The organism is Streptomyces sp. SKN60 (genome assembly GCF_026236535.1).
Lineage (GTDB): Bacteria > Actinomycetota > Actinomycetes > Streptomycetales > Streptomycetaceae > Streptomyces.
This window is the reverse complement of sequence record NZ_JAHTMW010000018.1, coordinates 1-22709: the sequence shown is the minus strand read 5'-3', so window position 1 is coordinate 22709 and position 22709 is coordinate 1. Positions and strand designations below refer to the sequence as shown.

The 22709-nt window shown below is 68.6% G+C and carries 19 protein-coding genes, 1 tRNA gene and 3 pseudogenes; 13 read left to right on the top strand and 10 right to left on the bottom strand.

The features are described 5' to 3' along the window. Positions 1-21: 21 nt before the first annotated feature. Positions 22-171 carry a hypothetical protein gene (locus tag KV205_RS26790; RefSeq protein ID WP_265867189.1) on the bottom strand — a complete coding sequence of 50 codons (150 nt, stop codon included), beginning with the start codon at positions 169-171 and terminating at the stop codon, positions 22-24. Between the two features lie 724 nt (positions 172-895). Here KV205_RS26790 and KV205_RS36570 point away from each other — a divergent pair. From KV205_RS36570 to KV205_RS26775, 3 genes and pseudogenes are all read left to right on the top strand, one after another. After that, a complete protein-coding gene (locus KV205_RS36570; RefSeq protein WP_374214729.1) occupies positions 896-1195 on the top strand; it encodes a DUF6193 family natural product biosynthesis protein in 300 nt (99 codons plus the stop codon). Positions 1196-1213: 18 nt separating this feature from the next. After that, positions 1214-2022 (top strand): annotated as a pseudogene (locus tag KV205_RS26780) (IS5 family transposase). 147 nt (positions 2023-2169) lie between these two features. Further along, entirely contained in the window at positions 2170-2706 is a 537-nt protein-coding gene (locus KV205_RS26775) for a hypothetical protein (RefSeq protein WP_265867188.1), read from the top strand. A gap of 697 nt (positions 2707-3403) precedes the next feature. Here the strand turns inward: KV205_RS26775 and KV205_RS26770 are convergent. After that, positions 3404-3826, bottom strand: coding sequence for a MarR family winged helix-turn-helix transcriptional regulator (locus tag KV205_RS26770; protein ID WP_265867187.1), 423 nt, complete (start codon positions 3824-3826; stop codon positions 3404-3406). A gap of 161 nt (positions 3827-3987) precedes the next feature. Between KV205_RS26770 and eno the strand changes: the two genes are divergently transcribed. The 3 genes and pseudogenes from eno (at position 3988) to KV205_RS26755 (ending at position 6830) form a co-directional block, all read left to right on the top strand. Then, positions 3988-5295 (top strand): phosphopyruvate hydratase, encoded by a 1308-nt coding sequence (eno, locus tag KV205_RS26765; RefSeq protein WP_265867186.1) that lies wholly within the window; start codon positions 3988-3990, stop codon positions 5293-5295. Between the two features lie 556 nt (positions 5296-5851). Next, positions 5852-6684 (top strand): annotated as a pseudogene (locus tag KV205_RS26760) (SDR family oxidoreductase). Beyond that, positions 6651-6830, top strand: a complete 180-nt coding sequence (locus KV205_RS26755) for a hypothetical protein (RefSeq protein WP_265867317.1) — start codon at positions 6651-6653, stop codon at positions 6828-6830. The pseudogene KV205_RS26760 and the gene KV205_RS26755 overlap by 34 nt, the downstream one beginning before the upstream one ends. A gap of 907 nt (positions 6831-7737) precedes the next feature. On the opposite strand, the gene KV205_RS26750 is transcribed toward KV205_RS26755, so the two are convergent. Further along, a complete protein-coding gene (locus KV205_RS26750; RefSeq protein ID WP_265867185.1) occupies positions 7738-8343 on the bottom strand; it encodes a dihydrofolate reductase family protein in 606 nt (201 codons plus the stop codon). Between the two features lie 387 nt (positions 8344-8730). Next, positions 8731-8804, bottom strand: a tRNA-Ala gene (locus tag KV205_RS26745). A 579-nt stretch (positions 8805-9383) separates the two neighbouring features. Here KV205_RS26745 and KV205_RS26735 point away from each other — a divergent pair. Next, positions 9384-9485: pseudogene (locus KV205_RS26735) on the top strand (SAM-dependent methyltransferase); the annotation flags it as partial. Between the two features lie 57 nt (positions 9486-9542). Here the strand turns inward: KV205_RS26735 and KV205_RS26730 are convergent. From KV205_RS26730 to KV205_RS26720, 3 genes are all read right to left on the bottom strand, one after another. Then, the gene (locus KV205_RS26730; RefSeq protein WP_265867184.1) at positions 9543-11042 is read right to left on the bottom strand and encodes an MFS transporter; all 1500 of its coding nucleotides are present in this window, start codon (positions 11040-11042) and stop codon (positions 9543-9545) included. Between the two features lie 861 nt (positions 11043-11903). Beyond that, positions 11904-12098: a hypothetical protein gene (locus KV205_RS26725; protein WP_265867183.1), complete on the bottom strand. Its 195-nt coding sequence runs from the start codon at positions 12096-12098 to the stop codon at positions 11904-11906. A gap of 323 nt (positions 12099-12421) precedes the next feature. Next, positions 12422-13177 (bottom strand): flavodoxin family protein, encoded by a 756-nt coding sequence (locus KV205_RS26720; protein WP_265867182.1) that lies wholly within the window; start codon positions 13175-13177, stop codon positions 12422-12424. Positions 13178-13324: 147 nt separating this feature from the next. Between KV205_RS26720 and KV205_RS26715 the strand changes: the two genes are divergently transcribed. Beyond that, positions 13325-14209, top strand: coding sequence for a LysR family transcriptional regulator (locus tag KV205_RS26715; RefSeq protein WP_265867304.1), 885 nt, complete (start codon positions 13325-13327; stop codon positions 14207-14209). A 278-nt stretch (positions 14210-14487) separates the two neighbouring features. On the opposite strand, the gene KV205_RS26710 is transcribed toward KV205_RS26715, so the two are convergent. After that, entirely contained in the window at positions 14488-14817 is a 330-nt protein-coding gene (locus tag KV205_RS26710; RefSeq protein ID WP_265867181.1) for a hypothetical protein, read from the bottom strand. Positions 14818-15450: 633 nt separating this feature from the next. On the opposite strand from KV205_RS26710, the gene KV205_RS26705 reads away from it, so the two are divergent. Both KV205_RS26705 and KV205_RS26700 read left to right on the top strand, forming a co-directional pair. After that, positions 15451-16347, top strand: coding sequence for a hypothetical protein (locus tag KV205_RS26705; protein WP_265867180.1), 897 nt, complete (start codon positions 15451-15453; stop codon positions 16345-16347). A 68-nt stretch (positions 16348-16415) separates the two neighbouring features. Then, positions 16416-16889, top strand: coding sequence for a hypothetical protein (locus KV205_RS26700; RefSeq protein WP_265867179.1), 474 nt, complete (start codon positions 16416-16418; stop codon positions 16887-16889). Here KV205_RS26700 and KV205_RS26695 read toward each other — a convergent pair. After that, positions 16855-17964 (bottom strand): helix-turn-helix domain-containing protein, encoded by a 1110-nt coding sequence (locus tag KV205_RS26695; RefSeq protein ID WP_265867178.1) that lies wholly within the window; start codon positions 17962-17964, stop codon positions 16855-16857. The genes KV205_RS26700 and KV205_RS26695 overlap by 35 nt on opposite strands. A gap of 478 nt (positions 17965-18442) precedes the next feature. Between KV205_RS26695 and KV205_RS26690 the strand changes: the two genes are divergently transcribed. Further along, positions 18443-18934: a hypothetical protein gene (locus KV205_RS26690; protein ID WP_265867177.1), complete on the top strand. Its 492-nt coding sequence runs from the start codon at positions 18443-18445 to the stop codon at positions 18932-18934. Between the two features lie 125 nt (positions 18935-19059). Here the strand turns inward: KV205_RS26690 and KV205_RS26685 are convergent, their stop codons facing one another. After that, positions 19060-19698: an NADPH-dependent F420 reductase gene (locus tag KV205_RS26685; RefSeq protein ID WP_265867176.1), complete on the bottom strand. Its 639-nt coding sequence runs from the start codon at positions 19696-19698 to the stop codon at positions 19060-19062. Between the two features lie 77 nt (positions 19699-19775). On the opposite strand from KV205_RS26685, the gene KV205_RS26680 reads away from it, so the two are divergent. Next, positions 19776-20174, top strand: a complete 399-nt coding sequence (locus tag KV205_RS26680) for a helix-turn-helix domain-containing protein (protein WP_265867175.1) — start codon at positions 19776-19778, stop codon at positions 20172-20174. 354 nt (positions 20175-20528) lie between these two features. Continuing rightward, complete coding sequence (locus KV205_RS26675) at positions 20529-20807, top strand: hypothetical protein (RefSeq protein WP_265867174.1); 279 nt, start codon at positions 20529-20531, stop codon at positions 20805-20807. The last annotated feature ends 1902 nt before the right edge of the window (positions 20808-22709 follow it).

Sequence of the window (22709 nt, the reverse complement as noted above, 5' to 3'; positions counted from 1 at the left end):
CTTGGAGAACGCCCTGCACGCCTACGCCGAGAACGACTCGGAGGACGAGTCGCGCGTCGCGTACGAGACCGCCGCGGGGGTCGTCGAGCGCGCGGCGACCTGCTTCCGGGCGGGACCGATCAGGCCGAGGCGCGGAAGGCGCAGTTCGAGGCTGAGATCGCAGAGAACCAAGCCGAGAACGACGAGCTCATCGCCGCGTCGCGTCGCTGGAGCGGTTCCTGGCCAGCCCGCCGCCCCCGGGGGGCCGGTCCGCTGCGCCAGCCCTGTCGTGCACCCGATCTCGGAGGTGGGGTCCGTTTGATCGGCGCTGGGCAGTTGGCGGAGGGAGACCCGGAGATCCTGGGGCGTGCTCGACGCCGGCTACGATGCTCCGCGGATCGCCCACCTGCCGGGCTGCCAGTGCAGGTTCTCGGTCGGCTCCGCTCAGACCGGGTGATGCTCGCCCGGCTCCGACCCGCGCGGAGTTCGCGCCGGCCAACCCGGCCGGTGGTCGCCAGCCTGCGTGACTCCGATGCGGCCGACCGCTGGACCTGGGTCGTGATCTCCTTCCACACCCAGCTCCGCCTCGCCCGGCCACTCGTCGCCGACGTCCGCCGGCCCTGGGAGCGACCGGCGGAACCGAACAAGCTCACCCCCGCGCTCCGGCCCGTACCGGGGCGCTGGCTCGAAGAACCAGCGCCCAGCTGCCCGCTACGAGGTGGACAGGTCCTCACCACTGGCGAGCCGTACGCCCGACCGGCCCTCCACCAGAAGGGCACCAAGCGTCGACGAGCAAGCGGCTCCCACCTCGTGACGCCGAAGGCGCAGCGTGGATGATGGTTCGATGATGGCAACGAATCCATCGAACGAGGACTGGGTTGAAGCGGGTTGGTGAGCGGTCCGTGCTGACGGGCGCGTGCGTCCGGAATTGCTGGACCTCGACTACGCTGAACCGAGCCTGCGGCAGCTGTTCCCGTGGACGTGCGACATCCCCTACATCCGGCCCGCAGCCGACAGCGGTTACTGGGTCTCGGGACCTCTCCGTTCGCAGGCCGTGGGGCCTGCGGAGACAGCCGCCCAAGCCGTTGCCATGGTCGTGGAACGCCTGCCGACCGGGTGCGGTCCCACCTTTCTCGGCACGCCGGATGAACTCGTCACCCACGAGAAGGCAGCCCAACGCCGCCATAGCAGTAAGACGTCGTTTCTTATGGCGTGATCGTTCGTTGATCCGTGCATGACGGCTCTCGTTGAGCGGCTGGTGCCGGACGAATTGTGGGTGCTGTTCAGGCGGGTGGTGCCGCCGACGGAAGTGATACACGTCCGCAGGGCGGTGGCCGGCGTCGGGCAGGTGACCGTGAGGCTCTGGCGGCGATCATCTTCGTGGCGACGTCGGGCTGCACCTGGCGACAGCTTCCGCCGGTGTTCGGCCCGGCCTGGCCCACGGTCTACCGCCGGTTCGCTCAGTGGAGCCGGGACCGGGTCTGGGCGAGGCTCTACCGTGTGTTCCTTGACGAACTCGGAGCACGGGGCGAGCTGGACTGGTCGCGATGCGCGATCGACTCCGTCAGCCTGCGGGCTGCAAAAGGGGGCCGCTGACGGGACCGAATCCGACCGACCGCGGCAATTCGGGATCAAAGATTCATCTGATCTGTGACCGGAACGGACTGCCGCTGTCGCTGGGCATCTCCGGTGCGAACCTGCCCGACAGTCTGGGCCTGGAGCCGCTCGTGCGCGGCATCCCACCGATCCGATCCGGCCGTGGTCCCCGGCGTCGGAGGCCGGCGAAGCTGCATGCGGACAAGGGCTATGACTACGACCATCTGCGCCGATGGCTCCGCGAGCGCGGTATCCGCCACCGCATCGCCCGCAGGGGCGTCGAGTCCTCGCAGCGGCTGGGCCGGCATCGGTGGGTGGTCGAGAGCCATGTCCTGGCTGGCCGGCTGTCGGAGGCTCCACCGCCGCTACGAACGCAAAGCCGAACACTTCCTCGCCTTCGTCGGCGTAGCCGCAGTCCTCATCGGCTACCGCCGGTTGATCCGGTGAGCCGGTCGGTCAGGAGCAGCAGTCGGCTGGCACCGGTGATGTCAGTGGCAGCTCGTAGGGTGCGCTGATATTCGACGAGGAGGTTCGATGGGCTTTTCGGGTCATTTGGTCTTTGCGCGCAGCAAGCGCCCATTGCTGGAAGCACCCATGTTCAACAGCACCGGTTCAGGGCTGAGGGACGACATGCACGAGTGGCAGCCGCGACTGGGCGGCTGGCAGAGCCTGCAGTTGGAACAAGGCCTCTGGGAGGACGAGTACCTGTCCACCTTGGTCGAATGGACCGGAGCGCCAGCCTGCGTCGCCGACGTCTCCGACAGCAGCATCGCCCTCGTGACCGGCCTGGACGCCGACGGGCACCGCTGGCAAGCATGGCTCAACCTGGACAACGCCGCCGCTCTCCTCGTCGAGGAACCGGAGGACGTAGACGACGTGAGCCTGTGGATGGCCACCCCGGAGTTCGAAGAAGCCATCGGACACAAGCGTGCAGAGCTCGATGCGGAGGTGTCGGCCGACGCCGAAGGCGCTCTCGTGTGGGCTTCAGCGGCTGGTGTCCAGGCCGCGGCGCAGCGGTCTCGGATCGAGGAACTGCTACGAGCACAGGAGGCCTTCGTGGAGGAGCTGTTCGACGCGCTGCTTGACGAGCTGGGCTTCCCTGAAGCCGTCCACTCCGCACCGCAGCCATAAGAAACGATGTCAAATGACAAGCTGAGCACCCGGGCCGCCGGGGTTGCTGGCCCTTAACGGGGGGGCGTGCTGCAGGGGAAGATCGATGCGTGATTGATCTTCTCAAGGAGCACCAGACGCTCAAACTCGCGCTCCTTCCTATCGTGGTCGGCTTCGCGGCAGCCTGGATCGGCGCTAGGATCCAGGCCAGCGGGGATGGTCCCTTGACCCAGGAGGCCGTAGCCAAGGCGATCCCCTGCTCCCCGAGCCCGCAGGGATGACCCCGGCCATGCTTCAGCCCGGAGCAGACGTGCCCTCCGCTACTCCCGCTTGCGGGTATGCCTCCTCAACCGCAAGCTTGCCAACGCTCGCATCGGCTGCCCCCGACACTCACGGGAATGGCCGCTGAGCAGTCAGGCGAGTGCCTCCGCCCGCCGGCTGCTCATGTCTGCGGGTGTTTACCACTGTGCTCACCAGGGCCGCCCCTTCTGCTGGCGCGGGGTATGGTGAGTGTCGAGGAGTTGGTGTGGTCACTCACCATGGCGCTCACCACGCCGTTGCGTTCTCACCACCGTGCTAGTGCCTCGGCTGGCAGCGTTCGCCCTTGAAGGAGCGCCCGCCGCCGAGCGGCTGTGTCCCGTGGTGCGTGCTCTGGGCGTGCCGCCCGGAAGTCCTCGTACTGAAGTGCTTGGCCTTTCGGCCGGTGGGGCGAGGGGCGCTAGCGGGTGGCGAGCCGCTCCAGCAGGGCGGTGCTCCGTGCCAGCAACGCCCGCTCCTCATCCGTGAGTTCGGCCTCGATGGCCTGCGCGAGCCAGCCGGCCCTGCGGCCCCGTTCCGCTTCGAGCGCGGCCCGGCCCGCGTCCGTCAGCTCGACCAGCGACTTGCGGCCGTCCGTGGGGTGCGCCCGGCGCGTGATCAGGTCCTGGTCCATGAGGAGCCCCACGGACCGGGCCATCGACTGGGGCCGTACGCGCTGATCGGCGGCGAGGTCGCTGGTGGTCATGGCGCCATTCCGGTCGAGGGCCCCGAGTACGGCGGCCTGGCCCAGCGGGATGCGGTCCTCGTGTTTGACGCGGCGAGTGAGCTTACCCATGGCGGTGCGCAGTTCGGCGGCGATGGCGGCGGCTTCCGGGGTGGGCATAGGGCACTTTACCCCGCTGGTCAGCCAGGTCGTGCAGCTGACCTGTACAGCAATGCTGTACAGCAAAACTGCACAGCATTGCTGTAGGGTTTGGATTGCGGGGCTCAGCGCCAGCGTTGTCGCAGCGGAGCCACGCCACACGACAACGGGGAGGAACACCCATGTCTGCAAAGGAAGCCGGCGTCGTCGACACCGGCATCGCATCCGTCACCGCCCGCCGGATCATCGACAGCCGGGGCAATCCCACGGTCGAGGTCGACGTCGTCCTGGTGGACGGGTCCCTGGGGCGCGCGGCCGTCCCCTCCGGCGCCTCCACCGGTGCCCGGGAGGCCGTGGAACTGCGCGACGGAGACTCCGCGCGCTGGCACGGCAAGGGCGTCGACCGCGCGGTGGCCCACGTCAACGGGGAGATCGCGGCGTCCGTGCGTGGCCGGGACGCGGCGGACCAGGCGGGTCTCGACGCCGCGCTCGTCGCCCTCGACGGCACGGCCACGAAGTCCCGGCTCGGCGCCAACGCGATCCTCGGCGTCTCGCTCGCCACCGCCAAGGCCGCGGCGGCGGCCCACCGGCAGCCCCTCTACCGATACCTCGGCGGCGCCGACGCGCACCTCCTGCCGCTGCCGATGATGAACATCGTCAACGGTGGCGCCCACGCCGACAATCCGCTCGACTTCCAGGAGTTCATGATCGCGCCCGTGGGCGCGGACACCTTCGCCGAAGCCGTCCGCATGGGCAGCGAGGTCTTCCACACCCTGCGCCGCGACCTGCTGGCCGCCGGGCACTCCACGGGCGTGGGCGACGAGGGCGGTTTCGCGCCCGCGATGCGTACCGCCGAGGAGGCGCTCGACTTCGTGATGGCCGCCATCGAGCGCACCGGCTACCGCCCCGGCACGGACATCGGCCTGATCATGGACCCGGCGTCGTCGGAGTTCTTCCGCGACGGGGTGTACGACTACGCGGGCGAGGGGGTGCGCCGTACCCCCTCCGAGAACGCCGACTACCTGGCCAAGCTCATCGACGCCTACCCGATCGTCTCTATCGAGGACCCGATGGCGGAGGACGATCTGGACGGCTGGCGCGAGCTGACCGCCCGCGTCGGCGACCGCTGCCAGCTCACCGGCGACGACGTGTTCTGCACCAACGAGACGCTGCTGCGCGAGGGCATCCGCACCGGCGTCGGCAACTCGGTCCTGGTCAAGGTCAATCAGATCGGCACCCTGACCGAGGCGCTGGCCACGGTGGCCACGGCCCACCAGGCGGGCTGGACGGCCGTCATGTCGCACCGCTCGGGCGAGACCGAGGACACCACCATCGCGGACCTGGCCGTGGCGACCGGCTGCGGTCAGATCAAGACCGGCTCGCTCTCCCGCTCGGACCGCACCGCGAAGTACAACCAACTGATACGGATCGAGGAAGAGCTGGGCGACTCGGCGCGCTTCGCGGGCCGCTCCGCACTGCGACAGGCGTGAACAGCAGGCGGAGGTAGAGACCGCGCGGGCCCTCAGATCGATTGGGGGCCCGCTCGCGTGCCGGGGAGGCGAATCTTCCTGGGTTGTTCACCCCCGTGTGACTGCGCTTTTCTCGGACCGGTCGGCACGGTCGGTCGAACCCTGGGTCTCTGCTCCCCGCGCCCGCTGGGATGCCCCTGCGTGCTCTCGAAGAGGAGCGGACGTCGTCTGCTCCCCGCACTCGCGGGGATGGTCCTGCGGCGGAGTACGACTCGTTGGCGGGGTTGTACCCGCTGCGCCGCTGTTCGCGGTGAGTGGGCCGGTAACCGGGATAGCCGCTTGAGGGGCTGTGGCTCGTGGGCTGTTTGGTGGCTTCACCGATCATTTAGGAGCAGCGTTTGTCGACTGGCTCCGGAGGCAGTGGGCGATCATCCGAGGCACGGATGTCGATGGAGCGATGTCGGCGAACGTACGAACGTGCCCAGCAGAAGTGTGGGCAGGTGTCTGCTGGACCTGAAGCGTGATCGAGGTTTCAGCGTGTCGCCTGCTTGATCATCTGACGACGGGACTCACGCTCATGATCCTCGTGACCGGAGCCACCGGAAACATAGGCAGTGCCCTGCTGAAGGAGCTGCACACACGCGGTGTCGGTCAGCTCAGAGGGATCACCCGTGACGCCGCACGGGCCGGCTTCCCGGCAGGGGTCGAAGCCGTGGAGGGCGACTTGTCGGAGCCTGCGTTGTTGAAGCCTGCGCTGGCAGGCGTGCGCTCGCTCATTCTTGTGCCGCGTCTGGGCTCAGACGCTGACATCCTCGATGGTGCCCGGCAGGCGGGCGTGGAACTCGTCGTGCTGGTGTCGTCCATCACCGTGCAGACCCACCCCCACCTCGGCCCTGCCGGCGAGAACCTGGCGGTGGAAGAACTGCTCAAGGCAAGCGGCATGGCCTGGACGATCCTGCGGCCGACGCAGTTCGCCTCGAACACCTTGATGTGGGCGTCCGCCGTCCGTGGGCACGGGACCGTCCGCGCGCCGTACGCCGATACCGCGCTGCCAACCATCCACCCCGCGGACATCGCGTCAGTGGCACAGGTGGCACTGACCGAGCCCGGCCACCACGGACGCACCTACGCCCTGACCAGTCCCGAGCCAGTGCCCCCCGACAGCAGGTCGAGGCCATCGCGGCAGCACTGGGGCGCCAGATCCCCTTCGCTGAGATCACCCGCCAACAGGCTCGTGCACAGATGGCCGCGGCCTTCGGGGCCGAGGCCGCGGACGCGGTGCTCGATGTCACGGGCGCAGACATCAACGACGAACTGCTGACGGTTCGCGACACGGTTTCACAGATCACCGGAACCTCAGCCCGACCGTTCTGGCAGTGGGCTACATCGAACGCCGACGCATTCCGCTGAATCGCTCCGGTCAGGCCGAGTTCAACGCCGTCCGCGCCGTCCACCACCTCACGCCATGTCTGTCCTCAAGCTCGCGCATCGACATGCCGCCACGGTGGTCACGCCGGATCGCCGCGTACAGCTCGACCTTCGACATCCGGGCATGACCCGCACCTTTCACCAGGAGCATTCCGATGCTGCCCTGACAAGAATTCGAGCGACTCCCAAACCGATCGACACGAGACGTCACTGCTGATCGATAAGGCCAGTTTGGCCTGGTGGGCGGGGGTGTTGTGTGGTTGTGAGGTACTCACCGCGGGGACCCCTTGGGGTGGTGCGTCTTGCTCCCGCCGAGGCGTGATGGTTCCGCGACGGCCCTGCTCGCCTTGCTTCCCGCTCGGGCGGGGATGCCCCGGTTGTCGTGGCATACGCGTCTGCGATTACGGTTCCTCCCCGTTCGCGCGGGGGTTCCGTTGGGGGTTCTTCGCTCCCCGAGTTGCATCCGGGGGGCTCACTTGTGTCCGGCGCTGGTCGTGTCTTTCGCCGCGAGGATTTCCGGCACGGGGCAGCCCAAGGCTGCTCCTGGCCTGTCGGGTCCGTCGAGCCTGAGTCCGCACGCGTGGAAGAAGGCTTGCCCCCCGGCCGTGTTGTCGCCGTCCTGCGGGACGAGGGCGAGGGAAGGTCAGGCCGGCGTCTGGGTCCGGCGGGCGATCTCGCCGAGGAGCGCCCGACCCGCCCCCGCTCCCGTGTCTGTCGGCGGCGCAGGCCCCGGCCGACTCGCACTGGCGACGCGTATGCCTCGAGAGGACGGGCGCCCTCCCGCCACTGCTCGAAGCTACCGAGCGCCGGGCGAACACCTGCTGGACTGGCTGGACGCAGTCCGGCAAGACGACCTGCCCAGCCTTCACACCCTCGCCGCGGGCACCGACCGTGACCGCGATGCCGTCATCGCCGGCCTCACCCTGCCCTGGATCCTCGGCGTCCTGACGTTGGCCGTTCGCCCCTATTAGGTATTGCTTCGTGCCCGTCGGCGCCGGTCTGGCGGCTGTCCAGACCGGCGCCGACGGGGCGACGTCACGCAGGGACGCCGAGCGGCGGGTGCTCGAGCACGTGGGGCTTGTACTCGACCAGCTGGATGCGGCCGTCGAAGGTGCGGTGCTCGATCATCTCGAGGGCAACGTCCGGATAGCCGTCGTAGATGCGTTCTTCGCCCGTTGCCCCGGTGATCACCGGGAACATCACGACCCGGAAGCGGTCGACGAGTCCGGCCCGTAGCAGGGACCGGCACAGGCTGAGGCTGCCGATCGTGCTGAGGAGTCCCGAGCCACTCGACTTCATGGCGCGGACCGCTTCGACGGCGTCGTCCCGGACGAGCGTGGAGTTGGCCCACGTCAGTGGCTCCTTGAGTGAGGAGGAGAAGACCACCTTGGAGGCTTGCGTGAGCTCGTCGACGGACGCCTCTTCCTCGGGCCTGAACTCGTCTTGGCCATTGGGGACTTCGCCTGCGGCGAAGCCCGACATCAGGCGGTAGGTGTTCGCTCCCATCAGGTAGGTGGCCTTGGGCTGCTCGCCGAGCCATGCGAGGTACTCCGGGCCCTCGAGTCCCCAGAACCCGGGCCATCCCTGTCCCGATGCGTAGCCGTCGAGGGAGGTGATGAAGTCGACGAGAAGCTCTGACATGGCGTTGTCCTTTCCTGGGGTGTCACGAGCTTGGACCCTCCGGGAGCCACAAACTCATCGCCGCGCTGTGGAGTGACGAGAAAACCCCTGACGCTGCAGCCGATCAAGTCGGCGGGGCGGCTTCCTGTGCGGCTCCGGCCAAGCCGCGTTCACCGCCTTGCATACCGTCCGACAGGTCACGCCGTACGTGCCCTCCACGGCCCGCATCGAGGGACCGGCCCGGTGATCGCGTCGGATGCCGGCGTACAACTCCACCTTCGACCGACGCGCCATCACCAGCACCTCTCCCTTGGAGGCCCCGCCAGTGCTCCGCCTCCGTCACCGCCGGCTTCTGCTCCCCGCACCTGTGGGGATGGTGCCAGGACAGCTGTTGTGGCAGAGGCAGGACGGGGCTGACCGGATTTGAACCGGTGTCCTCCTACATGCGGTGAAGGCGCGACGACCACTGCGCTACGAGCCCCGTCCTGTCAGGGATCATATGAACGCCGGCGCCGAGCGCCACGACAGGGATCTCGTCCGACACCTCGGGAATGAGGAAGTCTCCCAGGTCGGCCAAGGCTCATACGCCTCCGCTGCGCTGCCGCCAGGACCTTCTTCGTGTCCAGCACGGCGGGAAAGTGAAGGGACCCGAGTGGTCGACGGCCCTCCCCGTGGGCTGTGAGCCCTGGGCTCTCCTTGTTCAATCGCTGGAGCCGGAGGCAGGAGCCTGGGGCTGGCTTTGGCCCTGACGGAGTCGTGCTGCTGACCGTCGTACGGCAACACCGTCAACGCGGTGAACGGAGTGAAGGACAAACTGAAGTCGGCCTTCGGCTGGAGCGACACCACTGCGTACGCCCATGTCGGCATCTCCGGCATGAGAGGCCTCTCCGGCGGGCAGGAGACGACCAGGCCGCCGACCTGGACGAAGAGTCGAGATGGGCCAACGGCAACCACATCTCCCTGCTCGTCTTCTGGTCCGTCAACCACGGCCGGCCGTGCCCGGCGGCGTGAGCCCCAGCGGCTGTCCCAGGACCTCCACACCAACATCGCTCCCCGGCTGACGCTGGCTGTCTTCGCTGGTCACCGGTATCGAGGAGGCGTTCATCGAGTCGTACAAGGACCGCTCCTTCCCGTACGTCCAGATCGCAGCCGACCGCGTATGACCTGACGGCGGTACGGAAGAGGGGCGGGCCCGTCGTCCGGCGGGCCCGCCCCTCTGGTCATGCCGCGGCTGCCGTCGCCTTCTCGGCTTCCTTCGCGGCGGCCGGTGCGCTCACCCGCTGGGTACGGGGCGCCTGGCCGGCCGGCAGGCCGAGGCGGGCGATGACCGCGACGAGCGCGAAGGCGGCGGCGCCGATCCAGAAGGTGAGGGTGAAGCCGGACTCCGCGGGCAGGGCAGGGACGCCTGCGGGCAGGTGCTCGATCGTCTGCGAGGCCAGGATCGTGGTGACCACGGCGCTGCCGATCGCGCTGCCGGTGGAGCGCGAGATGGAGTTGATGCCGTTGGCGATGCCGCTCTGGTGGTGCGGGACGCTCGACATGATGACGGCGGGCATCGCCGCGTAACCGAAGCTGACGGCCGCGCCGACGATCACGCCCGCGCCGATCACCGAGGCGGTGTGGCCGTGGTCGAGGGTGAGCCAGCCGAAGCCCACGGCGCCGAGGACGGCGGCCAGGGCCAGCGCCGTGCGCGGGCCGCGGTGGCGGACGAGCCGGCCGCCGATCGGCGAGGCGAGCAGGGAGACGATCGCACCGGGCAGCAGGAACTCGACGGAGGCGCGCAGGATGGACGCGCCGAAGCCGTAGCCGGTGAGGGCCTCGGGCATCTGGACGAGGTACGAGACGCCCAGGAAGTTCGCGAACATGCCGAAGCCAACAAGCAGGCCGGCCAGGTTGGCCATGAGTACCGGCCGGTGCACGAACATCCGCATGTCGACGAGGGGATCGCGGACCTTGAGCTCGGTGAGGACCCAGACGGCGGTCATGACGGCCGCGGCTGCGAAGCTGCCGAGGACGCGGCCGGAGGTCCAGCCCCACTCGTGGCCCTGCGAAATCGGCAGCAGGAGCAGCAGCAGGGTGGAGCCGAGGGTGAGGGCGCCGAGGAAGTCCGTGCGTCCGCCGGTCTTGTGGCGGGTCGCGGGGACCAGGAACACGACCGCGAGCAGGGCGATCGCGGCGAAGCCGGTGGCCATCCAGAAGGCGCTGCGGTAGTCGGCGTCGGTGCCGGAGGTGAGCAGGCCGGTGGCGACGAGCGCGAGGCCGCTACCGAAGGCCAGGGTGCCGCTGACCAGGGACATCGCGCCGGGCAGCTTCTGCGGGCGGACCTCCTCGCGCAGCACGGACAGGGCCAGCGGGAAGATCGCGGTGGCGGCGCCCTGGAGGACGCGGCCGAGGATCAGCAGGGGGAGCGAGGTCGCCAGGGCGGCGATGACGGAGCCCGCGACCATGACGCCGAGGACGGCTACCAGCGTGGGCTTCTTGCCGTGCTGGTCGCCGAAGCGGCCGAGCAGCGGAGTGAAGACGGCGGCGGAGAGCAGGGTGGCGGTGGTCACCCAGCTCACGTTCGCGGCCGAGGTGCCGAGGTCGGCACGGATGAGGCCGAGGATCGGGACCGGCAGGGTCTGCATCATCGACACGACCATGGCGGCAAGGCTCAGCGCGAAGACGACGAGCGTCTCGCGCCGGGGATCGGTGGTGGGCGGGGTGATCTCGTGACTCATGGGTGGGGACCTTCTCGGTGCTTCAGCTCGTAGATGTTTGATGTCCTAAAGTAATATGACGAAGGTAGGCCCCAATGCTTGAGATGGTCAAGTAAATGCTTGAGGTGCTTAAGTAAACAATTGACAACATCAAGCATCGTGGGGAGTCGTGATCATGGCGCCCCCTGGGGCACCGCCAAGCGGTGCGCTGGGTTCACCCAGTCGTACGCGGTCCGAGTGATGAGGGAATCGGTGGTCGGAACCTCGCACCCTTCCCCGTCCCGGTCGTCGAGTCGAACGGCCGGTGCGGCGCAATCCCGCCCGCCGAGCAGCAGCCGCTCCTGCTCGGCGGGCCTTGTGGGCGGAAGGTCGACGCCGGACTTCGAGGCGAGGGCCCGCCGATACCTCGACCATGGCGACGAGGCCAAGCGCACCCTCTTCGGTGCCGACGTCGGCCGCTGCCACGAGCGGCTCCGTCGGCAGCCGCACCCGGCGTGATCGCCTGCCCGACCGGAAGGCGACCACCGTGACCGCCTGGCTGCGCGAGCATCCCGGCGTCCGCGCGGCGTGCTGCGACGGCTCGGGCGCCTTCGTCCAGGCCACCACCGAGGCCGACCCGACGATCGTGCAGGTTGGCGACTGCTGGCACCTCTGGCATGGCCTGGCCGAAACAGCACTGAAAGAGGTCGGCGCGCACGCCTCGTGCTGGAGTAGGTTCGCCCCCCCCTGCGCGAGGGCAAGCGCGCCGCCACCACCTGGGAACTGGCAGCAGGTCCATGGCCTCCTCGACCAGGGCGTCGGCAGCAGGGCTACGCCGGCAGTGCCGACCTCCTGGTCTGCTAAATCAACCAGGGCCGCGTCGAGGCCGACCACGCTGCCCTTTCACCCCGCGAGGTCACCGGTCTGCTCACCTGCCACCCCGACCGCCTCGACGAGGACCAGCACACTCTGCGCGACCAGCTCGCCCACCCCTGCCCCGAGATGGCCGGCCAGATACATGCCTTGGCCGACCTGCTCATCCCGCGCGAGGGCAGCGCCGAGAAGCGGACGGCCTCGCTCGACCGAATCGCCGCCCATGCGAAGACGCTGGCCTGCCTGGATTGCCCGGACCCGCAGAGCTGGCCTTCCCTTTTCTGCACTCCTTCGCGAACGGTCTGGAGCGCGACCGCGCCGCCGTCGATGCCTCCCTCGCTCTGCGCCACCACAACGGCCGCACTGCGGGCACCAACACGAAGATCAAGCTCCTCCAGCGCCTGATGTACGGCCGCGCCGCCACCGCCTCCTGCGTCACGTCATCCTGCTCAACTGACGCACGGTCACGGACGATCAACGCCTACGAAGATCTGGAAGAGCCTCTCGAGTTTGACAGGCCCCCCGGGGATGGCGACATGTCGGTTCCGCTATGGCGTGGACGTCAGCGGCGCCGGCATGTCGTCCGTGTTCCTGAGGGAGGCCGACAAGGCGCGGGCTTCGTGTTCGGTCATGCGGTCCGTTTCGTACGGCACGGCGTTGACCCAGCGCTGGGTAAGCCTGGCGATTCGCTCGCCATACCGCTTCGCGGTGATCAGGTCGCCGCGCGATCCAGCCTGCTCCGGACCCAGGTCGGCATGGCTCTGGCTCATCAGACCCAGCCATGAACCCAGCCGGTTCACATCGTCGCGTGTGCCACCGCTCCAGTTGTTGCCCGGCATGTCACCCACGCCGATCCACTGCATGCCCAGCTGCGCGCCGAAGACGGCCAGTTGCTCCAGAACCGCCAGTTTGTCGCCGCTCTGCGAGGCGGACATGGTGAACCCGCCGGCCAGCTTGTCCTTCCACGACTGCGTCACGAACGGCGTGAACGCCGCTTCCATGAAGGCCTTGAACACTGCCGACACGCTGCCCATCAGCGTCGGACAGCCGAGGACGATCGCGTCGGAACGATCGAGCAGTTCCAGAACGTCCGCATCGTGCCAACGGCCCGCGATGACATCCCCGGGCAGGATTTCGACGAGATGCACCTGTGCACCCGGCACCAGCCGCGCTCCGTCGGCAAGGTGCTCGGCCAGGACCCGGGTGTGCCCGTGCACCGAGTGATAGACCACGGTCACCGTTGCCGTGGGCACATCGTTCTCGACAACAGCGTCGTTCTCGAAAACAGCGTCATTGACAGTCATGTCTCTCTCTTCACTATGTCCGGTGGTCGGGAGATCCCTGCTCGCCCAGCCATCACAACCCGCACCCGGCGCGCGATCAACGCCGAACTTCGGCCCACAGCGATCGGTTGAACCGATCGATCGCGCTAGCCTCGTCCCGTGGACAGGATGGAACTGGAAGCATTCGTGGCGGTCGCGGAGGAGCTCCACTTCGGCCGTGCCGCCACACGCCTGCACCGGGGGCAGCCCACGGTCAGCGAGGCGATCAAGCGCTTGGAGAACAGCCTGGGCGGGCGGTTGTTCCACCGCACCAGCCGCCGCGTGGCGCTGACCGATCTGGGCGAGGCACTCCTGCCCGACGCGCACGCCGCTCTGGCCCAACTGCGCCGATTCCAGCAGCGCGGCCGCTCCCTGGCGGCCGGCATCGGCAGCCGCAGGACCCTCGTCGTCGCTCATGCCCAATACACCGACCACCAGCTGCTGTTGCGTTGCCTGCCGCAACTGCGCGTCCGGTTCCCCGACGTGACGATCGTGCCGCAGGCCATGCCAACGACAGCCCAGCTCACCGCCCTGCGCTCGGACGCCATCGGGCTGGGCATCGGCTGGGCGACCGGCGATGTCACCGGCGTGCGCGCAAGAGTGCTCTCCACAGAGAGGTTCATGGCTCTCGTGCCGATGACCCACCCTCTCGCCGGACACGCTGAGCTGAGCGCGTCCGAGCTGTCCACCACCGGCCTGCTCACCTGGCCCCACCAGATCAACAGCGGTCTTTGCGACCGTCTTCTGTCCGCCTTCCACATCAGCGGAGCCGACCTGCGCATCATCCAGACCGCCGACAGCGTGCGTGACATCGCCGCTCACGTCGCCGCGGGAACGGGCATCGGCATCACCGTCGAATCCGCACTCGACCACCAGCCACCTGGCCTGCGCGTCATCCCTTTGGCCGGCCCTTCGACCACCGCCGACCAGCTCGTCCTCACCGCCGCTGAGCCGCCGGACACCGCCATGGCACTGCGCGACCTGCTGCTGCACACCGCGGCGCAGGAACTCTGAAACACCGGCGGGCCTCCAGGAGTTCCTCGACCCGCCCGGTCGCCGGTCTCCGCCGGCCGAACGCGCCCGGTACCGAGCGGCCCAGGCTGGGCCGGCAGTCCGTGCAGCCGGTCCGCGGCCCTGGTCGCTTCCCCGCGACGGCGTCGCCCAATAACAGCGGTTCACGCTCGACCAGGGTCAAACCCAATCCGGCAGCCCCTCAGGTAGTCGCCACAGGCAGGCAGACCCAGGACATGCGTACATGGAAGGGCCGCACGGGAAGCGTCGGCGTAGCACTGTCAGCTTGTTGAGGGCCGGGCGCGCTCGGCGCGGGTCCACTCCGCGTATTCCTGCCGGACGTAGGCCCGGCCGGCGTCGGGTTCGTCGTCCCAGATCGGATGTTCCGCCCGGATGACGCCAGCGGCGTAGACGTTGTCGGTGTTCACGTCGAAGGCGCGTAACGTTTCTGCGGCTGCGTCGGCGTGTTCCTGGGCGTACGCGGCCTGTGCGACTGTCGCACCTCCGCGCAGATGCTCCAGTTCGGTGGCGTAGGCGCGGCGGTCGGCGAGTGCGGCCCGGCGCAGCAGAAGGAGACGGCGGGCTGCCGGGTCCGGGTGACGCTGCCCCACCGGCTTCGCTGCCGCTGTCTCCAGCGCCGAAAGCGTCTCGTCCTCGTCGCGTTCCGGCGGGGCGATCCTGTAGGCGGTGCGGTAGTCCGGGGCGGGCGAAGGAGCCGTGTCGTAGGGCCGCCAGGTCCTCCTGCAGTGCCGACACCTCAGGACTTGGCGTCCCTCAACCGCGACGACGTCGGTCTTCCTGCCCGTGCACACACGGCACACGATCGCGGGACGGGACAACGACCAGTCCACTCGGCATCTCCCTCATCTCGGTGACAGGGGCTCACTCCGCCCAAGTACCGGCAGTGGCTTCCCCATCAAGAAACGATCAAGCCCCGACCTGGGGAAACCACCCGTCCGTGGAGTCCTGGCCGGAGCACTCAACGGGGAAGACGCGGCGGCGGAGCGCTGCTCGATGCGCACGGACAGGGCCCGGGCCGCGCAGAGCGGCGACGGCTCGCACGATGCACCAAGTTCTGTGCACGCATGGCCAAGTCCGGGCCCGTTTCGGCTTCTACTCTCGCGGTGTGCGGCGCACCGCCATCCCGGCCGGCAGCGCACTTCTCGGCGCGCATGACCTGGAGCTGCGAGCTCACCGCAGGTGATCGTGCCCGCCCCCCGGAACCATCGAAAGGCGCGACCTCTATGCGGCGAAAGGCATCCGCGACCCTGCTGCTGATGGCGACCCTCTGCAGCGCGACCGGCTGCGCCGACGGGCCGCCGGCGTGGGAGAGCGTCTCCGACACGGAGGTACGGGATCTCACCTTGCCGGAGGCGATCGAGATCGAGCGTGCGGAGCAGAAGCTCATCAAGCAGTGCATGGACGGCCGGCACCTCCCGTACTGGGAGTTCCCGGTTCCGAGTGTCGACGAGCGCAAGAACGGCTCCTTCGTCATCGACGACGTCCGCTGGGCGGCGAAGTACGGCTACGGCCGTGTCTTCGACGACCTGGGTGCGAAGATCCGCTCTTCCCACCCGACCATCCTTTTCCAGAACAAGCTCGACCGGCCGGCCCGCATCGCCTACAGCAAAGCATTCGAAGGTGACCCCGATGACCGGATGGAGGTGAAGGTGCCCGGTGGCCACGGCACCCTGAGCTACCCGCGTGGCGGCTGCACCAACGAGGCGCGCGGCAAGCTCTACGGAGACGCCGAAACCTGGTACAAGTCCAGCCGGACCGTGGAGAATCTCCTCCCCCTCTACTCCCAGGACCTGCGCAGGGACAAGCGGTTCACCACGGCGCTCGGGCGGTGGGCGCGCTGCATGAAGGCGGCAGGGCGCCCGTTCGACACTCCCGAGAAGCTCCGCGAGGCGCGGCAGACCGCCATCCAGGACATGCCGGTCGCAAAGGCCGACGCCTTCGACAAGAAGCTCGCGGTCACCGAGGCGACCTGCGCCAAGCAGTCCTCACTGGCCGAAACCGCCCGCTCCCTGGAGGAGGGATACCGGGCCCAGGCCGCGAAGCCCTACCCCAAGCAGTGGGACGACTACCGCAAGATGCGCCTGTTCGCCCTGCGGCAGGCCCGGGAAGTCCTGTCCTGATCCAGACCCCGGCCGGCATACGTCCGCGCCGGTGAGCACACGCCCCTTACCGAAATCTGGAGTTCAGCATGCGCAGAATCTCGTTCGTCGCCGCCGCGACGGCCCTGTCGGCCGTCGCGATATTCGGAACCTCGCCCAGCGCTTCCGCCGCCACCGCCGGCACGTGCTCCGACAACTACGCGGGCATCGCCAGCGGCTACATGGCAGCCTACGACGGCGTCAACTGCGACGGAACCGTCCTCGGGTCGGCCAGCGACAACGACCTCAACTGGAATGACAGCTCCGGCAAGTTCCAGACCGACGACGCCTACAAGGCAAGTTCGATCCTCAACAAGGGCAACTACTCGGAGGTGCAGTTCTTCCCCGGAGCCTTCGGCACCTTCGACTACAACCACCAAATCTGCCTGCTGCGATCCGAGGGATACGCCTCCGACCTCCGGGACGACTACTGGTTCGAAGATCCGAGGTTCGGCACCGTCAACAACTCGATCGGTTCGCACCGCTGGGTCAGCCGCGACGCGTGCGCCGCATTCGCGGTGTGAGCCCACACCGTGTCCGGCCCCCGCGGGGGAGGGGCCGGACACGGATCGACCGGTGACCACCGCATAAGGACCCGTCCGTCGACCGCGCGTCCCGAGCCGTGCCCCTGCGCCGCGACGGTGCGGGGTGGTGTTGTTCCCGCCAGGCCCGCGGCGTGATCCCGTACGTCTGCTTGAACACCTTGCTGAAGTGGGTGGGGTCCATGAAGCCCCAGCTCCGGGCGATGCCCGCGATGGTCCGGGTTCGCCCGCCCGGGCCGGCCAGCTCTTTTCTGCACTCTGCCAGGCGCTGGGAGCGGACCCAGTCACCGAGGCTGATCCCCGACTGGGCCAGCACCGTGTAGAGATGCCGGACCGAGATGCCGTGCGCGGCGGCGATCCGTGCGGCGGACAGAGTCGGATCGGGCAGATGGCGGCGTATGTACTGGGTGATCCGCAGACCGAGCGAATTCTCCATCGCCGCCCGATGCAGATGGGAGGCACCGAGCTGCGAGGTCACGACCGCGCGCAGGAGCTCGATGCTCGGCTGGACGATCGCTTCGGAGAACACGCCGTCCCGCAGGTCCTGGCTGACCGCCAGCTCGGAGAAGTACGTGAAGGCAAGGCGGGAGAGGGGGTTGTCGGAGCCGAGCGAGGTCGCGGCGACATCGCGCAGGGCCCGGTCGGGCAGAGCGAGAACCGAGCGGGGGATGCGCAGGAAGTGCTGGTCGAGGGCCTGGCCGAAATGCAGGGTGTACGGCGCGATCGACTCGTACACCGCAAGGCTCCCCGGCCGCAGCACGGACTGGCGGCCGTGCTGCTCCACCAGGCTGGTCCCGGTCATCTGCAGACCGACGAAGATCACCGGTTCATCGTCCCCGCGGGCGAGCCGAGCCGTCCGGCGCACCGTGACCGCGGTCGACTGCGCCGAGCAGATCCCGATCGACCCGACGGCGCTGATCCCCATGCGGGCGGAGATGTCCCCGGCCGGCCGATGGTGATCGATGTCGACGCGCACGAAGGACTCCCACAACGCCGTGCGGAGGATCTCCTCCCGGTCCTGCTGCGGCACGAGCGAGGTGTCCAGGACCGCGTTCATCAGGCTGGCCCCCGTCTGCGTCCACCAGATCCCACGACGATCCGCACTCTCACAACTCACCTCACACCACAGGGGCATTGGACCCGGCACGGCCGTCTCATGCCCGCGCACGCCGAAGGGCAGCCCGCTGCTGAGCAGCGACATTATGCCGTGTCCATGCCAGCCGACCTGCGCGGCGGAGTTCGCCATCCATCCCGACGAGAGGCTCCCATCGAACGGTTCCCGCACTGACGAGCGGGCTCCCAACGCGCCGACGGCCGGGCAGCGGGACATCCCCCGACCGTCTCCCTCCAGGGCCCGACAACCCGAATCACGAAGCGCATTCCCGACGCCGACCTCGCCCTGGATATACGGCATCGCCGTCGGCCGGAGGCGACGGGGCGCTGCCAACCCGTCCGGGGCATGCCACAGCACCGTTGCCGGCTTGATGCCGTCCCCGCCCCGATACACCTACCGAACCACTCCACCAGAAGGAACCATGCGTATCCGAATCACCACTGCCGCCGTCGTCGCCGCGCTCGCCCTTACCCTCGTCGGCTGCGACGACAACACCAGCGACAGCAAGGCCGATGCCACTGCCGGCACCACCGTGAGCGCCGCGCCCGAGACGTCGAGCGCTCCGGCCACCGGGGCCGCCACGAGCAGTGCGCCAGCGGCTTCGAGTGCTCCGACCCCCAGCAGTACCCCGGCGCAGGACTCCACCAAGGACGCGGGCCTGCCGCCCGAGCCCACCGGCGCCGAGCGGGACGCCGTCCTCGCAGCCCTCTTCGACGTCGACGCCGGTCTCGTCCACGACGAGGACAAGGCCGTCGACGCGGCTCGCAAGCAGTGCGCCGCCCTCGACAGCGGTGTGGCCAACCCGGATCACGCCGCCGCACAGCAGTTCTCGTACGACGGAAACAAGCTGACCGATGACGCCGGGAAGCACATCAACATCGGACTGCGCAAGACGCTCTGCCCCGCATCCTGACCAGCCACCAACCACCGCCCGGACGCATCTCTACGCGACCGGGCGGTGGGAAGCGACCGGGTCGCGCCTTCGGCCACGTCGCCATCGGATCGAATGTCCGGGCTGTCACGTACGCAGTCGCTGTGTCACACGCCGGGAATGGCGGGACAGGCGGATGCCTCTTTCCAGGAGTCCTTCCGGCTGAGCAGGTCCTGCATGTCCCCGGGCAGGTACAGGTTCGCGAACAGCGGACCGCCGGGGTCGAGGACTGCCGAGTGGTCGAGATCGCCCACGGGGACTGGTAGGTACCGGGCTGAGCGCACCAGTTCACCGGCGATCGAGAGTGCGTCATCGTCGTCGGCCGCCACGGCGACAGCCCAGGTGTCCGGCTGGCGCGTCGCACGGCTCACCAGCAACTCGTCAGGGACGTGGGTGAAGGCGCGGGCCACCTTCGTGTGCGACAGGAGGTCCGCCATCCACCGTCCGTGAGGCTCGTCGAGGGCCGACCGGATCCGTCCGTCCACGACACGGACTGCGTTGGCCAGGTCGATGACAATCGTGCCCGGAGCGATGGTGCTCAGCAGGTCGATGTTGGGCTCGATCGCTACGTGCGGAAGGGCGACGAGGACGACGTCGCTTCGCTCGACGGCCTCGGCCGACCCGATCGCCGGAACGGGAGCGTCGTCCGGAGTCCGGGATCCGAGGACGACCTCGTGGCCGGCTGCCCGCAGGAGCTCAGCGAGTGCCCGCCCCATGCGCCCGGTGCCGAGAATGCCTGCCTTCATGACGTCCCTCCGTGGTTATGGTTGATTACCAGCACGAAAGTAGTAACCATGCATCCTCGGCGACAGAAGGCACTTCGATGACCGATAGGCACACGGGCGTAACCGTCCCCGCGCGCTTCCGCACCGAGGACTGTTCACTCAAGGACGTCCTCGAACGAGTCGGAGACAAGTGGTCGATCCTGGTCGTGGCAGCGCTGGCCCGTGAGCCCTATCGGTTCCGAGCCCTGCAGCGAGCGATCGACGGCATCTCCCAGCGCATGCTGACGCTCACCCTTCAACGACTCGAGCGCGACGGGCTGATCACCCGCACCGTCATCGACCTGCGCCCTCCCCGCGTCGAGTACGCGCTCAGCGCCACAGGCCACTCCCTGACCGTCCCGCTCCGGTCACTCGCCGACTGGGCGGAGGAGCACCGAGCCGGCATCGCAGCCAGCCGAGCGCGCTGGGACGCACAGCAGTCAGGATCCGGATCCTGAACGTGCGGAAGGCCTGCGGCAAAGCCGTCCCGTCGCAGCGGAACGGCTCCGCCAGGCGCGCCACCACGGCATCCCCGAGACGTCCACCCCCGCCCACGCCGCGTCGGCGGGCTCCGCGTGGACGGCTCCTCGCCGGCCGGGGCGCCTGTCACGATCGCAGCATCGACTACTTGCTCTACCCGCCGGCCGAGGCGGCCCGCATCGGCCCCTTCGACGGCGTGCGACCGAGACGCAGTACCTGGTCTTCGGCGGGGACCGGCCCTCGTCGGCGTTCACCGAGCCGGCGCTGTTCGATGCCCCTGACCTGTACCGGTGGATCCCGATGGCTACAAGATCCTCCGGAGGGCTCAGAAGGTGGCTGTCCACCGGCACGGTGATCTCGTACGCGAATGGCCGCTCCAGTACCGCGATCCTCGCGTCGACCCTGTTGCGCAGCCGTTCGGCGAGACGCTGTACCTGGACAACTGGAAGCGCAGCGTGTGCGGATACCGCGTCCTGAGATCGCCGACCGCCATGACCGTCGCCGAGGACGCCTACGACTACGCCGCCGCGACCGAGCCGGCCCGCGCGGCACCCCGTTCGGAAGGACACGCGTTGGTGCTGTACCTGTACGACGCCGAGAACTGGCACTGACGACCAGACCGTCGAAGCCGTAGGCGAAGCCCACGAACTGCCCGGCTGCCAACGTCTGCGACACCACAGATCGCCACCAGTCAGGTGCCCCGGCGAGGCGGTCGGTCTCGTTCTCGCCGAATTCCTCAGCCGCGGGGCAGTGGTACATGCCCGCATACTCATGGTCGTTGCTTACGATGACCGCTCGGCCGGCGCCGAGGTGGTGCAGGTCCAGCCCCTTCTCGCCGCCGTCGTCGAAATGCCAGACCGGCCCGCGGGCACAGCACATGCGACCCCCCACCCACGTGCCGCGCACACCGCCCCGAACGCCGCCCAGGGGCCCCGCAACTGCATGAGTGCCGGCAGGTCGAGCGTCACACGCCCCATGACTCCGCCTTCTCGTGTCAGTCCTCATTCGAGGATCCGATCGCGCTCACCCAACCATGCACCTCTGACAGTGCCCGGATGAACCCGCCACCTCGGAGCTTCCTGAGGGATTCGGCCTGTGCGGCATCCGTCCCGGGCTTTCCCGCGCCGTACCCATAATCGTTCTTGCCTGGGCCGACGCGGCAGCCCAGGCCGTCCGGACGGCGGCCGACCTCTTCGACGACCTTCAGCCGCTGTTCCTATCCGCCACGCTCCGCCAGGGTGGCTCGCCGTTCCGGCCCGTTCCCGCTGTCGTTGTGTCGATCATGAACAGACGCGGCTACACCGCACCCCTGGCCGGCCTGCATGGCGCCTACTGGCTCGACTCTCCCGTCCTCCGGCACGAACACGACGGCCGGTGCGATGCGGCTCAGGGCCGAACGTCCCACGGCACTCAGGAGAAACGTGCCCCCAGCCAGTCCCACCCCCGACGGAACGGTTCGGTGGACGGGGAGTGACGTCGGTGCACAGGACCCGATCGCGGTCCTGCGCACCGCTTCATCGCCTGCTTGGGCGACACGATTTGCCAGCCGTTGTGTGGGGCACCGTGCACAGGCGTTGGACCTGTCGGTGTGCGGGGCTCCACCGTCTGCCTTGTGCGCTGGACGAACTGGAACGGGTGACGATGCCGTTCGTCTCGCCGACCTGGCGGTGCACGGAGCGGTGGAGGCGAAGGACGTACACATGCGGGTGCTCGACTCCAGCAGCAGGAGGTAATTCGGGGAGGCGAAGCGGCGCCAGGACGACGTGGCCCGGTACGCACAGTCCGTCCGGCCACCGAGGAGCAGGCCCTGCGGGCGCCAGGCCCCGTGCCCAAGCCCGGGTACCCACGTGGCAGAGTCGATTCCACCTATGCTCCCGGTACCCGCGGGGATGGCCCCCCGCCCGCACACGGGCGTTCCGGCGTCACGACGGAGCGGCCTGCGAGGCGGACGCCGAACGCGATCGGCGCAGCACAGCGCCGCGCCGACGCTTCGACCTACGTCGCCCCCTCCGAGCCCCGTACCCCATGAACCTCCCCTTCCGGCCTTGCATTCAAAGGGGTGATGGCCATTCAGGCGAACGGAGACCACCGCTGACCGCGATCGGGCGTGATGTTCACAGGAATTCACCGTGCACTGCGTGTGATTGTGGCGAGCAGAAGGCCAAAAGGCCTTAGAGTTCAATTTCATAGGGCGGGACGCCCCGCAGGACTACGGCTGTGACGGTGGCGACACCGAAGAAGCAAAGAGACTTTCCGGAAGGGGTTGTATCGCCTGCGCCTCTCGCCCGCTCATGGCTGAGCGCCCAAAAAGGGCCCCCAGCCCACTACTTGGCGGTGAGCGGCTGGAGGCCCTGAGGCTCTGTGCCCTTCGGGTGCTTCCGAGAAAGGAACAGTCCTTGCAACGCAAGAGCAGGACAGCCACACCCCAACGCGACAGGGGACTGTAAATCGTTCGGTGTAACTCCCGATCATGGAGGATGCACCGATGACCAGTGAGAACGTGACCGAGGCCG

Excerpts from the sequence above, each read along its gene's own strand:
- KV205_RS26690 (WP_265867177.1), top strand. The coding sequence starts at position 18,443 with ATGCGTATCCGAATCACCACTGCCGCCGTCGTCGCCGCGCTCGCCCTT.
- KV205_RS26680 (WP_265867175.1), top strand. The coding sequence starts at position 19,776 with ATGACCGATAGGCACACGGGCGTAACCGTCCCCGCGCGCTTCCGCACC.
- KV205_RS26720 (WP_265867182.1), bottom strand. The coding sequence starts at position 13,177 with ATGACTGTCAATGACGCTGTTTTCGAGAACGACGCTGTTGTCGAGAAC.
- KV205_RS26715 (WP_265867304.1), top strand. The coding sequence starts at position 13,325 with ATGGAACTGGAAGCATTCGTGGCGGTCGCGGAGGAGCTCCACTTCGGC.
- KV205_RS26695 (WP_265867178.1), bottom strand. The coding sequence starts at position 17,964 with ATGAACGCGGTCCTGGACACCTCGCTCGTGCCGCAGCAGGACCGGGAG.
- KV205_RS26750 (WP_265867185.1), bottom strand. The coding sequence starts at position 8,343 with ATGTCAGAGCTTCTCGTCGACTTCATCACCTCCCTCGACGGCTACGCA.
- KV205_RS26775 (WP_265867188.1), top strand. The coding sequence starts at position 2,170 with ATGTTCAACAGCACCGGTTCAGGGCTGAGGGACGACATGCACGAGTGG.
- KV205_RS26770 (WP_265867187.1), bottom strand. The coding sequence starts at position 3,826 with ATGCCCACCCCGGAAGCCGCCGCCATCGCCGCCGAACTGCGCACCGCC.
- KV205_RS26705 (WP_265867180.1), top strand. The coding sequence starts at position 15,451 with ATGCGGCGAAAGGCATCCGCGACCCTGCTGCTGATGGCGACCCTCTGC.
- KV205_RS26685 (WP_265867176.1), bottom strand. The coding sequence starts at position 19,698 with ATGAAGGCAGGCATTCTCGGCACCGGGCGCATGGGGCGGGCACTCGCT.
- KV205_RS26730 (WP_265867184.1), bottom strand. The coding sequence starts at position 11,042 with ATGAGTCACGAGATCACCCCGCCCACCACCGATCCCCGGCGCGAGACG.
- eno (WP_265867186.1), top strand. The coding sequence starts at position 3,988 with ATGTCTGCAAAGGAAGCCGGCGTCGTCGACACCGGCATCGCATCCGTC.
- KV205_RS26725 (WP_265867183.1), bottom strand. The coding sequence starts at position 12,098 with ATGGGCGGCGATTCGGTCGAGCGAGGCCGTCCGCTTCTCGGCGCTGCC.
- KV205_RS26700 (WP_265867179.1), top strand. The coding sequence starts at position 16,416 with ATGCGCAGAATCTCGTTCGTCGCCGCCGCGACGGCCCTGTCGGCCGTC.